The sequence below is a fragment of the Pseudomonas sp. NFACC43 genome (assembly GCF_900119645.1).
In the GTDB taxonomy this organism is placed as follows: Bacteria; Pseudomonadota; Gammaproteobacteria; order Pseudomonadales; family Pseudomonadaceae; genus Aquipseudomonas.
In genome coordinates this window covers 310,299-322,960 of the sequence record NZ_FPKK01000008.1, presented here as the reverse complement: position 1 = coordinate 322,960, position 12,662 = coordinate 310,299, and the positions used below count along the sequence as shown (strand labels likewise).

Below are 12,662 nucleotides of genomic sequence, written 5' to 3'. Positions count from 1 at the left end.
GGGGCGGCGAGTGGCGCAACACCTGGGCGATGCGCCGGGGATCGAGCACATCGCCGCCCACCATCAGGTAGCGCAGGGCCGCGAAGGCCGGGGCCAGAGGTTCGGCGAACTGATGGAACAGCCCGGCGGTGAGCCAGAGGACGCTGACTTCATGGCGCAGCAGATGTTCATTGAACCGGGCCGCATCCAGCAGGGTGTCGCGGGGACAGACCACCAGGCAGCCGCCGTTGAGCAATGCGCCCCAGATTTCCAGGGTGCTGGCGTCGAAGGCCGGGTTGGCGGCCAGGGCGATGCGATCCTGGGCGTTGAAATCGGCGAAACCGTTGTTGCGCACCAAGCGGGTGATGGCGCGGTGGGGCACCTGCACCCCCTTGGGCACGCCGGTCGAGCCGGAGGTGTACATGACGCAGGCCACATCGTTCGCACCGCTTGCCTGCGGTGGAGCAGGGGGGGCTTCGCTGGGCAGTTCGTCGAGGTCGAGGGTCAGGACGCCTGCCACCGACAATGCGGGCCCGTGTTCGCACAGCAGCCAGGCGCTGCCGCTGTCGGCCAGTACCCTTGCCAGATGCGCGGCGGGAGCGTCGCGATCCACCGGCACATAGGCCGCGCCGCGTTTCAGGATCGCCAGTATCGACACGATCAGCCCCGCGCCTCGGCCCAGGTATAACGCGACCTTGTCACCGGCCTTGACTCCCTGTGCCGCCAGGTGTCCGGCCAGCCACTCGGCGCGCTGGTCGAGCTGGCGATAGCTCAGCGACTGCCTGTCGTCCTGCAGCGCCGTGGCTTGGGGACGAAGTCGGACCTGCGCCTCGAAGAGCGCGCACAGCGACGTTTCGGCGGGATATTCCCAGGCGGTGGCGTTGAAGTCTTGGATGACCCGGTGCTGCTCGGTTGCATCGAGCAAGGTGTAGTCCATCAGCGCCCGGCTCGGGTCGGCGAGCACCTGTTCGGTGAGGTGTTCGAGGCGCTTCAGGTGCGCGCTCATCTGCTCGGTGCTGAAGAGGCGCGGGTCGTAGTTGAATTCCAGGAACGGTTCGGTCTGCACTTCGTAGTCGCGCAGGTAGATCGCCAGCGGGTAGCGTTCGTAGCCGTTGTGCCAGGTGCGCAACGTGCAGCGCGCTCGGCCCAGGTTCACATCGCCGGGGTACTGTTCCACCGAAAGCATCAACTCGAACAACTGGCCGGGATGGCCGGCGCGTGCCCGCAGCTCACGGTGCAGGTCCTGCAATGGATAGCGCTGGTGCCGATAGCTGCGCGGAGTCTGATGGGCGACTCGCTGCACCGCCTCGGCGAAGCTGGCTTGTCCGTCGACCCGGACCGCCAGTGGCAGCACCGACGAAAACATCCCCACGGTCCGTTTCTGCAGGGCATCGCCGCGGTTGTGCACCGGCAAGCCGATCACCAGCTGTTCACGGCCATCGGTCATGCGGCTGAAATAGCCGGCCAGTAACGCGCTCAAGCAGTGGCTGAGGGTCGCCCCCTGGGTCTTTGCCCACTGGCTCAAGCGCTCCAGGCGGCTCGCCCCCAGGGTCCAGACCGCCTGGGCGCTGGGCACCGGAGCGGTAAGGTTGGGTTGCGCCTGGCCCTGGGTGGCCGGCGACACCGGGGATTGGAACAACGGCGCCGGCAGCGTCGAAAACTGCTCCAGCCAATAATCGCGGGCCTTGGCGTAGCGGGCCGACCCCAAGTACGCCCGATCCTTTGCCACGAAAGCCTGGTAACCCTGCGCCAGTTCCGGGTCGATCACTGGCTGCTCACCGCGCAGCATCTGGTTGTACGTCGCGCTGACGGCCTGGCCGATCAGCCCCACGGACGTGCCATCGCAAATCAGGTGGTGATAACGGGCGTTCCACAGCGCCTGGGTATCGGAGAGCTGGAACCATTCCATGCTCCACAGCGGACGGCCATAAAGTGCGAACGGAGTGCGGTTCAGTTGCGTGAGGGTAGCCAGTGCCTGGGCGGGCGCATCGGGCGCAGCGCGCAAATCATGGAAGGTGAACGGCGACTCCAGCGCGGCGACGACCTGTTGTTGGGCCTGTCCTTCGCTTTCGCTGAAGATTAGTCGCAACGCATCGTACTGGGTGATGACCCACTTGAGCGCGGCCGCGAAGATCGCCGGGTCCACGGCGCCGTCGATCTGCACCGTGACGCCGATGTTGTAGGAGGGTGTATCGGGCGAGAGCAATTGGTCGAACCAGACGGATTGTTGCGTGGAGCTCAACGAAAAGCATCGCGGTTCGATCATGACACGTCCATATGTGCTGGCGCCGACCTGGCGGCGACCCCAAGGGGTGGGATCGGCACGCCCGGACGGGCATATCCTGTTTAGACACGGGCGACGGGATCGGCAAAGCCTGGCTAGGGGCCTGATTCAGGGTTTATCGAGGGGCCAAACGTTTGCCAGCGACCACGGAAAACTCCCTGCGGCGCCTGCCAGATCCGTCCAAGCGGATAAACATAGCAGTGGTTTGGCAAATGGAAAGTTTTTTTTATTTTGTTTCTGACGAAACGATTATTCGTCCTGGAGGTGCGGGTGGACTTGGTTCATCGCGGCATCGGCAGCGAAGAAGCCGTCACAAGCCAGCAGGCATCGCGAGGGTGACCGAATGCAGCAGAAGGCCAGATCGGTCGCGACTCTATCGACATCGGCATGTTGTGTCGGTCGCTACAGCCGCGCTTTGCCAAGCCAGGCCACGGAGGCGCTGGCCATGGATTCAAAGGCCCGGCGCCTTGTTTTCAACCAGGCAGTTCCCACCGTCCACCACCAGCAGTTCCCCGGTGATATAGCTGGCTTCGGGAGAGGCGAGAAATGCGACGGCGGCCGCCACTTCTTCCGGGCGGCCGGCACGTCCGAGCGGGGTATGGCGGGCGGCGTGCACTTCCTCAGGCAAGCTTGAACCGGTGGCGATCCAGCCCGGCGCGACCGAGTTCACCGTGATGCCGTAGGAGGCGACTTCCAGTGCCAGGCTCATGTTCATGCCGACCATCCCGGCTTTCGCGGCGCTGTAGGCTGCGCCGCTGGGGTAGCTGGCACGGGTGCCGGTGGTGGAGCTGATCTGGACGATGCGGCCATAACGGCGCGCCTGCATGCCTGGCAGTACGCCGCGGGTGAGCAGGAACGCGCTGGTCAGGTTGCGCGCGATCGAGCCGTTCCAGGTCTCCAGGCTCATGCCGGCCACTTCGGTGGCCGCTTCGGGCGCGCCCTGGACAGCCATGCCGGCGTTGTTCACCAGGATATCGATGCGACCCCATAGCGACTCGGCCCAGGCCGTGAACGGTCGGACCTGGGCTTCGTCGGTCAGGTCTGCGGCGCGCCCTTCGACGTCGAAACCTTCGGCACGCAGTTCGGCGACGCGCTCGTCGATGCGGGCGCTGCTGGCGGTGATCACCAGCCTGGCCCCGGCGGCCCCCAGGTGCCGGGCGATGGCGATCCCGATGCCTTGCCCGCTGCCGGCGCCGCTGATCAACGCCACCTGTCCTTTCCAATCCGTCATCATCGTCTTACTCCGCAAGGGTAGTGATTATGGTTGGCTCATTATTTTTATCTGGCATCATGCCCGCACGTACACGCCGGGCAGAGCCACATGAATCGTCGCAAAAAGATCAAGCAGCTACTTCAGGCCAATGCCAAGAAGGCCAGCGCCAAGCTGGCGCCGCGCAACAAGCCCAAGTACATCAGTAAAGCCGACCGATTGAAACTGGCGGCCGAAGCCGACCAGGCATCGAGCGACGCCACTGAAAGCTGACCCAGGGCCGTCCCTGTCCTGATCCATCCTGCCTCGTTCGGGCCACCTTCGATCGCCGCTTCGCCGGGCGTCGCGTCATGCCACGCCGTTGCCTTGCAAGGCATAGACTGGGTATCCCTGCGGTGAATCAGGGCCGCGGGTAGCCGGGCTGGCGTCCGGTTTGCCGGGTGATTGCGTGCCGGACGAACGGCGACACGTGCCCGCGCGTTTATCCATCCGACCACCGCAAACAGTCTTCAGGTTTCTTGCGCCCGTGTCGACGGTGGCCTTCTTGCAGGAGGGTACGTAATGGACGAGGCAAAACTGAACGAGTTCATGGGTAAGCTGGTGTCCGATATGGGCGCCTCGGCCATGCTCGCCAACGTGATACTGGGGGACGAACTCGGGCTGTACAAGGCAATGGCCGATAGCCGACCGGTGACCTGCGAGGCGCTTGCCTCCAGGACCGGCTGCAACCCACGGTTGATCCGGGAATGGCTCAGCGCCCACGTGGCGTCCGGGTACATGGAGCATCACGAAGGGCAGTTCGTATTGCCCGAAGAGCAGGCCCTGGCCCTGGCCATCGAGGATTCGCCGGTGTATGTGGCGGGCGGGGTCATGGTGGTCGCTTCCATGTTCCACGACAAGGACAAACTGGTGGCCGCCATGCGCGGTGATGGCGGGCTCGCCTGGGGCGATCACCATCCCTGCATGTTCAGCGGTACCGAGCGCTTTTTCCGACCGGGGTACAAGACGTATCTGGTGTCGCAATGGTTGCCGGCATTGGAAGGTGTGGTGGAAAAACTCACCGCCGGCGCGCGTGTCGCCGATATCGGCTGTGGCCACGGCGCCTCCACCATTGTCATGGCACGGGCCTTCGCGGCGTCCCGCTTCATGGGGTTCGACTATCACGCCCCCTCCATCGCCACTGCAACACAGCGCGCCAGAGAGGCCGGCGTCGAGGACCGCGTCAGTTTCGCCCAAAGCACTGCCAAGGACTATCCCGGGGAGGCTTACGACCTGATCTGCTATTTCGATTGTCTGCATGACATGGGCGACCCGGTCGGCGCGGCGCAACATGCCTATCGGTCGCTGAAGGATGACGGTACGGTCCTGCTGGTCGAACCGTTCGCCAACGACACGCTGGACGAGAACATCACCCCTGTCGGACGGCTGTTCTACGCCGCTTCCACCTTTATCTGCACACCCAACTCACTCTCCCAGGAAGTGGGCCTGGGCCTGGGCGCCCAGGCCGGGGAGACCCGGTTGCGGGAGATATTCGAGGCGGCGGGCTTCAGACAACTGCGCCGCGCGGCCCAGACGCCTTTCAACCTGATCCTCGAGGCTCGCAAGTAACCGATGGTGGGTACGCCGTGTGCGCAAGGAATCCGTGCACGGCTCAATCCGCTGGCGATGCAACGCCGGCGGCGTAAAGATTGAACAGCCCTCGACAGCCCATGGTCTACGTCTTGAAGCGTGGCGCAGCGCAAACCCACCGCCCGCCGCGAAGCGCTGCGCGAAGGCGGCCCGAAGGGGGCAGGGAACCAAGGCCAACGGTCAAGGATGTGAACGATGATGATTGCCTGCCTGGGATGGGGTTCGTTGATCTGGAAACCTGAATCCTTGCCATTGGCCAGCGAGTGGTTCCTGGACGGCCCGCTGTTGCCGATAGAGTTTTCACGGGTCGGTGACGGCGGTGAACTCGCCACGGCGATCTGCCCGGACGCGCCGCCCGTCAAGGTTCTGTGGTCGGTGTTGGCCGTCGAATCGCTGGAGCAGGCCTGTGAAGCGCTGCGCCAACGCGAACAGATTCCGGCGGATCGACAAGGCGGTATCGGCCTGTTCAAGGCCGGCCGTTCGCCGGTGGGCACGATGGCGCGATGGGCTGCGCAGCGTCAGCTCGATGCGGTGGTCTGGACGGCGCTTGAGCCCAGGTTCGAGGACAACGAGGGCCGGGTACCTTCCCTGGACGATGTGCTGGCTTATCTGTCTGGCCTGACGGGGGAAACGCTGGCCCATGCCCGGGACTACATCAGGCAGGTTCCCCGACAGATCGATACACCCTATCGGCGGGAAATTGCCAGCAGGCTGGGGTGCAAGTGACGTATGTCCGAAAGGGGAAGGTGCGACGCAAGCGGTGGGATTGGTTTCGCTAGGTGACAGTTTTCTATACAGAAACTATTATTTGTACAGGTTTTGGCGTTACGTATGGGACTGCTGGCATGACTCCTCAAGAAAAGCTTCTTTTATGGCATTCGAACTGGGCTCTTTCCAAACAGACCGTTAAATGCAAGGGCTGCGGTGCAGAGCAACCGGAGCAGGACAAGGACAGGGACTTCGTTCACCACCCGCAATGCACGGCGATGCGCCCGGGCATGAGCCCGTGGAGTGCCCTGGATGACATCCGGATGTCATTCGAAAACTAGGCTCCGTCTGAAAGCCAGGTCGGGCATTCAACGCTCCGGCTCCACCCTTTTTATCCAAGCCCGATGGGAAACGGCCCGGCGTCGGATGACGTCGGGCCGTTTGGGTCATGCGACCGGGAGGGGGTTCTCCACCATCGACAGGTTGAACTGCTCGATCAGGGCGTATTCGTCCGGCCCGGGGTTCGAGCGCAGTGCCGCGATGCGGTCGACGATGATTTCATGGCGGGAGCCTTCGAGCTTGTCCATGGTTTCGGCGATGAACTCGTCGAGAGGCATGGCGCGTTCGTCGCCACTGCGGTGAATCAGGTCGGTATCGACCCAGGGCGGCGAGATCTCCAGCACCTTCACCGAGGTCTCGCGCAGCATGAAGCGCTGCGACAGAGTGTAGGAGTGGATGGCGGCCTTGGTGGCCGAATACAGCGCCGTGACGGCCAGCGGAATGAAGGCGAGCACCGAGCTGTTGTTGATGATGTACGCCTCGGGCTGTGTCTTGAGATGTTCGACGAACGCCGCACTGACCCGAACAGGTCCGAGCAGGTTGGTATCGATCAACTGCACCGCCGCGGCGTCGTCGTGTTCACCCGATCCTGCGTTGTCGAACGGCATGATCCCGGCGTTGTTGATGACCACGTTGAGGGCTGGATAACGGGCGATCACCTGCTCGGCGACGGCCTTGATCTGGGCCGGGTTGCCAATATCGAGCTCGACGCTGTCCATGCCGGGGTTGGCTTGGGTGATCTCATCCAGCAGGGCTTTACGCCGGCCAGCGATAATCACCTGGTTGCCACGTTGGTGGAAGGCTTCGGCCAGGGCTCGACCGATGCCGGAGGTGCCGCCGGTGATGAATACGGTGTTCTGGGTCAGCTTCATGGGACATTCTCCTGGATGAATTCGGTGATCAATGGGCGGCTTTGTAACGGGGCGCCGGGACGTTGCTCGATAGCTGGGTCGAGAGGTGCTGGCGCGCCGCTTCGTAGGCCTGCCAGGTTTCAAGGGCGTGCAGCGAAGGGATGGAAATCAGCTCACCTCGATCGAAATCCAACAGTGCCGAGTCGACCAGGTCGCTGGCGGACATCACGATGCCCGGGTCCAGGTTTTCCACGGGCAGCCCGCCAATGGCCCAGAAGTCGGTGGCCGTGGCGCCTGGCAGGACGGCCTGGATGCGCACGCCTTTGTCGGCCAATTCACGGTGCAGCGATTGGCTCAGTGCCGTGACGAAGGCTTTGCTGCCGCCATAGACGCCGTTGAGGATTTCCGGAGCGACGCTGACGATGGAGGAAATGTTGATGATTGCGCCTGTGCCCCTGGCGACGAAGCCGGGCGCGGCGGCATACGTCAGCCGGGTCGGGGCGGTGACGTTCAGTTCGATCATCCGCGTCATCTGTTCCACGTCGCTGTCGAGCAAGGCGGTGTGGGTGCCAATCCCGGCGTTGTTGACCAACAGGGTGATGCTGGCATCTTCCCTGAGCTTGGCTTCGACCCTGGCCAGGGAAGTGCGCTCGTTGAGGTCTGCGTCGAGCACCTCGACAATGCGCCCGGTCTCATCGGCGATGCGCCTGGCCAGTGCGTTGAGGCGGTCGCGGTTGCGTGCCACCAGGATCAGGTTGTAGCCACGGCGGGCGAGGCGGTCGGCATAGACGGCACCGATGCCGGATGAGGCGCCGGTGATCAAGGCAGTACCCGGATGTGCGTGAGTCATTTTCATTCTCCAGAGCGGTGGGTTGCGTTGGAGAAATAGTGCGGGGATTTGACGATGTCTTAAATGACGTTTATGGTCGTTTTTCAGGACATTCAAGAAGGAAACTCGGCATGCACCGTATCGGCTATGTTGTCGCGGACGGCTTCCAGGTGATGTCGTTGGCCTCTCAGACGGTGTTCGAGTACGCGAATGTCGTCGCCGGCGAGCCGTTCTATGCCATAGAGAATTACTCCGTGACCGGCGGTCTTGTCCGTTCTTCCCTGGGCATGCTCATTGAAACCGCGCCGTTGGGCGCGCCCGGGCATGCACAGACCTGGATCTTCACCGGCGTGAACGACCCGCTCACTGTTGCACCTTCGGCCGAACTGCTGGCATTCGCCCGCCTGGCCGGGGGACAGGCCCGGCGTACGGCAGGCATCTGCACCGGTGGTTTCGTCCTGGCCGAGGCCGGCTTGCTGGCCGATCGCCGAGCGACCACCCACTGGGCCTACGCCAGCGAGTTGCAGCGGCGGTTCCCGGACGTGCAGGTGGAAGACGATCGTATCTATATCATCGACGGCCCGATCTGGACCTCGGCCGGCATGACCGCCGGCCTCGACCTGGCGATGGGCATGCTGGAAAAGGACCTGGGAGCCGAAGTCGCCCGCTCGGTGGCGCGCAAGCTGGTGATGCACCAACGACGTACAGGAGGTCAGTCCCAGCATTCCGAGCTGCTGGCCCTGGCGCCGAAATCGGACCGGATCCAGAGCGCGCTGGATTATGCGCGGCTCAACCTGGCCGGCCCGTTGAGCGTCGAGGCATTGGCCGAGCACGTGCACCTGAGCCCGCGCCAGTTCACCCGGGTGTTCACTGCGGAGACCGGCCAGTCGCCGGCCAAGGCCATCGAAAACCTGCGCCTGGAAGCGGCACGGCTGATGATCGAACAGAGCCGCCACAGCCTGGAGACCGTCGCCCGGGAAACCGGCTTTCGTGATCGCCGCCATCTGCGCGAGGTGTTCCTGCGGGGCTTCGGTGTCACCCCCTTGGCGGTGCGACGGGATGCTCGTGGGAGTTGATGGCCACCGCAGGCTCAAACCAGCTTGGGCGATCGCTCCTCCAGTTCGGCAAACCGGCTGCGCAACAACGAATGCAATTGTTGCACCGCCGCCGAAAACTGCTTGCGGTGTGGGCAAACGAAGCTCAATGGCAGGGGTTCGCCTGGGTGATCCGGCAGCAGTACCTCCAGTCGACCCGCACCGATATCGTCGTTCAGGTCCAGCCAGGATCTATAGGTGATCCCGTCGCCAGCGAGGGCCCAGCGCCGCACCACATCGGCGTCGTCGGAAAACAGCGGACCGGACACCGAGACGACCCGGGCCCCCAGCCGCCATTTGTCGTAGACCCGACCGTGGAGGGTGTAGAGCAGACAATCGTGGTGCAGCAAGTCATCCGGCGTGCGCGGGCGCCCGTGTTTGTGCAGATAGTCCGGGGATGCCACCAGTACACGGCGGTTCCAGGGGGCCAGGGGCAGGGCGATGTAATTGGCATCGTCCAGCTGGCCGTAGCGGATGGCGACGTCGACTGGATCGCGGAACATGTCCGCCACTTGATCGGACAGGAAATAGCGCAACGACAATTGCGGATGGCGGTGCCGGAATTCCGATAGCCATGGCAGCAGGACATTGCGTCCCAGATCCGAGGGTGCCGCTACCTGAAGCACGCCACGCAGTTCGGCGCTTTCGCGCCTGATCTTTTCCCGGCCTTCTCTAAGCGTATCGAGCACGGTCTGCGCATTGGGCAGGTACTGTTCGCCTTCGGCGGTCAAGCGCAGGCTGCGTGTCGAGCGGGCGAAGAGACGAACATCCAGCTCACGCTCCAGGCGCTTGATAGCGGCGGCCACCTGCCCAGGCAGCAGGTCGACTTCCCGAGCGGCGTTGGAAAAACTGCCGAGGGCTGCGGTCCGTACGAACAGCGCAAGGTCGTCGATGCGGATCATTTTCACTCCAGCTGTGAAAGTGTTGGCGCATTCTACGTATTTTTCTTCCCGGGAGAGAAGGCGAGTATGGCCCCACCGGTTGTCCTTGCGGACTTCCTTCCAACCCTTGGCAGACAGCCAGGCCTACAGCCGTCGGCCTCCCGGAGCATGAACATGATCAAGACAAACAGATTCGCAACATCTGCCATTGCCCTCGCTCTTGCGTCGGCTGTCCAAGCGACATCGACCATGGCGGCCACGGACTTTCCCAGTGATGCGCCGGCTGATCGGTCCATCGGCCCCTTGCAGCAGGTGTTCGCTTTCCAGGACGCCATGCCGACCGGCGTCACGGTGAGCGAGACGGGGCGGATCTTCGTCAATTTCCCGCGCTGGGGGGATGATGTACCGTTCACGGTGGCTGAGATCAGCGAAGGAAAATTGCGGCCTTACCCCAATGACCGGATCAACCATGAGAACAGCGTCGACCCGGCCAAGGGCCTGATCAGCGTGCAGAGCGTGGTGGCCGACGGGCAGGGGCGGGTCTGGCTGCTGGATACGGCGGCTCCCGGTTTCGCTGCGCCCAGGGCCGGAGGCGCAAAACTGGTGGCGGTGGACCTGGCGAGCAACCAGGTGGTAAAGACGCTGGGGTTCCCGCCGCACGTCATATTGCCCAGTACCTATGTGAACGACATGCGCTTCGATTTTCGCCACGGCAATCAGGGGACCGTGTACGTCACTGACTCGTCGGTCAGCGGCCCGGGGGCAATCATTGTCATGGACATCGAAAGCGGCAAGGCGATGCGGCGCTTGAGTGGAGCAAGGTCCACTTCCGTGGATCCGTCGTTCATTCCGATGGTGGAAGGACAGCCGGTCATGTCCCGAGGGGCCGATGGCAAACCCAAGCCTTTGGGGGTGGCTAGCGACGGCATCGCCCTCTCGGCGGATGGCAAGACGTTGTATTTCAGCCCGTTATCAAGTCGCCATCTGTATTCGGTGCCAACGGCGTTGCTGCGTGATGCCGGCATCAGCGACAAACGCCTGGAAGCGGCGGTGGTAGACCTGGGCGAAAAGGGTGCTTCCGATGGTCTGGAAGCGGACGCCGAGGGTGCAGTCTATGCGACCGATTATGAACACAACGCGATTCGCAAGCGCCTGGCCGACGGTGCTTGGAAAACCATTGTCCAGGACCCGCGGGTATTGTGGCCTGACACCCTCTCTATCGGTCCGGACGGCTATCTGTATTTCACGGCCAACCAGCTCCATCGCCAGGCCGGTTTTCGCAACGGGGTCGACCAGCGTGTCAAACCCTACAGCCTGCTGCGTGTCAAAATCGATGCGGCACCGGCGCCGACCCGTTGATTCCCTTGGCCCTGCGACATCCTTGACCGGAAAGAGCCCCAGGGCAGGACACTGTCGGGGGCTTGGCGCCCGACAATGCTGATCCGGCGGCGTGAGTCGCTCATCAAGGACTGGAGGTGCATGAAGTTGAATCCCGTCAGTGCGGCGGATCTTGAGATCGACATGATTCATCCGCCTGGCCCGGGCCTGTACCGTTGGCTGCTCGCAAGCTTTCTCCTGGGCAAACGCATACGCGCCTCGGTGGCCCTGCGGGCCTATCGGATCCTCGTCCACCACCATGGTCTCGATACACCCGCCAAGCTCCGGCAATGCCCTCACCGTGAACTGGTCCGGTGGCTGGGCCAGGCAGGTTATGCCCGCTATGACGAATCCACTGCGCGACGCCTCCGGCTGCTGGGGGCTCGCCTGGATGATGAAATGCCGGCCCGGCTCGAAGCACTCGAAGAAGGGCGGGACGGACTCCAGGGGATCGGACTCTGGCTATTGACCTTCGAGGGTATCGGGCCCAAGACATTGGAAATCTTCATGCGTGAAGCCGCGCCCGTCCTGGAGACCCTCGTCACGAAACGCCCGGGTTGAGGTCGTTACCTGGCTACCCCCTGCACGGAAATGAGCAGGGGTTGTGCCATTTGGTAGCACTTCTCTGCGGCCGTCCTGCGTTTCCATCCCGCTCAAGAAGCCTCTTGGGTCGGCTCTGTCCTTAGGAATCAATCGCTTGTGCAATGCCCATCAAAAGTGGCATGCATTCTGCTTTTTTGAATCCATGGATAATTGGATACAAAAATTCAAAGGGTGTCGCCATGCAGTTCGTTCCTACATTCGCTGAACGTCCGCCGATGACTGCCGAGGAAGAGGCCTACAGCTATCTGCTGGATGCCATCTGTGGCGGCAGGTTGCGCAAGGGTGATCGGTTGATCGCCGAAGACATCGCCGGCGAAATCGGGATGAGTCGGATGCCGGTGCGCGAGGCTTTCCGCCGTCTCGACGCACAAGGCCTGGTGACACTGCGGCCCAATCGCGGCGCCATCGTCAGTGGCCTGGACATCGAGGAACTGCAGGAGGTGTTCGAGATGCGCAGTGCCCTTGAAGGCCTGGCCATCCGAGTGGCGGTGGGGCGCATCGGTGACCGTCAGTTGGCTGCGCTGGAACGTCTGTTGGACGAGATGGACGACTATCGCGACGAAAGCGCCGAGTGGGTCAGCCGGCACCGCGCTTTCCATGAATACCTGTGCAGCCTCAGTGGCCGTCCGCGGTTGCTGAAGCAGATCAGTGCCCTCTACGCCCTGGTCGAGGCGCCCATGCGCCTATGGCTGCAACACGTTGAGAAGCCCTTGAGCGCACGCCAGGAGCATGCGGTGATTCTCGAGGCCATTCGCTCTGGCGACGCCGATAAGGCCGAAGCGGTGTTGCGTGCCCATATCGAGGGCACCGTTGTGGAGCTCATCACGTTCCTGCAAGCGAAAAAATAACGAGAACAGGCCGCGAGCCTGTCCGTGTTC

Annotated in this window: 12 protein-coding genes; 7 read left to right on the top strand and 5 right to left on the bottom strand. The window is 63.1% G+C overall.

Annotated features, from left to right (window positions below):
• A partial coding sequence (locus BT179_RS16480) for a non-ribosomal peptide synthetase (protein ID WP_143148711.1) occupies positions 1–2,245 on the bottom strand: 2,245 nt, incomplete at its 3' end.
• A gap of 469 nt (positions 2,246–2,714) precedes the next feature.
• Complete coding sequence (locus BT179_RS16475; RefSeq protein ID WP_072431276.1) at positions 2,715–3,497, bottom strand: SDR family NAD(P)-dependent oxidoreductase; 783 nt, start codon at positions 3,495–3,497, stop codon at positions 2,715–2,717.
• Positions 3,498–3,584: 87 nt separating this feature from the next.
• Here BT179_RS16475 and BT179_RS16470 point away from each other — a divergent pair, with 87 nt between their 5' ends.
• The 3 genes from BT179_RS16470 to BT179_RS16460 all read left to right on the top strand — a co-directional run bounded on the left by BT179_RS16470 (position 3,585) and on the right by BT179_RS16460 (position 5,828).
• Positions 3,585–3,746, top strand: coding sequence for a DUF2986 domain-containing protein (locus BT179_RS16470; RefSeq protein WP_072391685.1), 162 nt, complete (start codon positions 3,585–3,587; stop codon positions 3,744–3,746).
• A gap of 288 nt (positions 3,747–4,034) precedes the next feature.
• Entirely contained in the window at positions 4,035–5,081 is a 1,047-nt protein-coding gene (locus tag BT179_RS16465; RefSeq protein ID WP_072431275.1) for a class I SAM-dependent methyltransferase, read from the top strand.
• A gap of 216 nt (positions 5,082–5,297) precedes the next feature.
• Positions 5,298–5,828 (top strand): hypothetical protein, encoded by a 531-nt coding sequence (locus BT179_RS16460; RefSeq protein ID WP_072391691.1) that lies wholly within the window; start codon positions 5,298–5,300, stop codon positions 5,826–5,828.
• 428 nt (positions 5,829–6,256) lie between these two features.
• On the opposite strand, the gene BT179_RS16455 is transcribed toward BT179_RS16460, so the two are convergent.
• Positions 6,257–7,021, bottom strand: a complete 765-nt coding sequence (locus BT179_RS16455) for an SDR family oxidoreductase (RefSeq protein ID WP_072431274.1) — start codon at positions 7,019–7,021, stop codon at positions 6,257–6,259.
• Positions 7,022–7,049: 28 nt separating this feature from the next.
• The gene (locus BT179_RS16450) at positions 7,050–7,850 is read right to left on the bottom strand and encodes an SDR family NAD(P)-dependent oxidoreductase (RefSeq protein WP_072431273.1); all 801 of its coding nucleotides are present in this window, start codon (positions 7,848–7,850) and stop codon (positions 7,050–7,052) included.
• Positions 7,851–7,960: 110 nt separating this feature from the next.
• Here BT179_RS16450 and BT179_RS16445 point away from each other — a divergent pair, with 110 nt between their 5' ends.
• Positions 7,961–8,905 carry a GlxA family transcriptional regulator gene (locus tag BT179_RS16445; RefSeq protein WP_072431272.1) on the top strand — a complete coding sequence of 315 codons (945 nt, stop codon included), beginning with the start codon at positions 7,961–7,963 and terminating at the stop codon, positions 8,903–8,905.
• A gap of 14 nt (positions 8,906–8,919) precedes the next feature.
• On the opposite strand, the gene BT179_RS16440 is transcribed toward BT179_RS16445, so the two are convergent.
• Complete coding sequence (locus tag BT179_RS16440) at positions 8,920–9,825, bottom strand: LysR family transcriptional regulator (protein WP_072431271.1); 906 nt, start codon at positions 9,823–9,825, stop codon at positions 8,920–8,922.
• Between the two features lie 228 nt (positions 9,826–10,053).
• On the opposite strand from BT179_RS16440, the gene BT179_RS16435 reads away from it, so the two are divergent.
• From BT179_RS16435 to BT179_RS16425, 3 genes are all read left to right on the top strand, one after another.
• Positions 10,054–11,163, top strand: a complete 1,110-nt coding sequence (locus tag BT179_RS16435) for an L-dopachrome tautomerase-related protein (protein WP_083568899.1) — start codon at positions 10,054–10,056, stop codon at positions 11,161–11,163.
• A 126-nt stretch (positions 11,164–11,289) separates the two neighbouring features.
• Positions 11,290–11,742, top strand: a complete 453-nt coding sequence (locus tag BT179_RS16430; protein WP_143148713.1) for a DNA methylase — start codon at positions 11,290–11,292, stop codon at positions 11,740–11,742.
• Between the two features lie 221 nt (positions 11,743–11,963).
• Positions 11,964–12,632: a GntR family transcriptional regulator gene (locus BT179_RS16425; RefSeq protein WP_072391714.1), complete on the top strand. Its 669-nt coding sequence runs from the start codon at positions 11,964–11,966 to the stop codon at positions 12,630–12,632.
• Positions 12,633–12,662 lie beyond the last annotated feature (30 nt).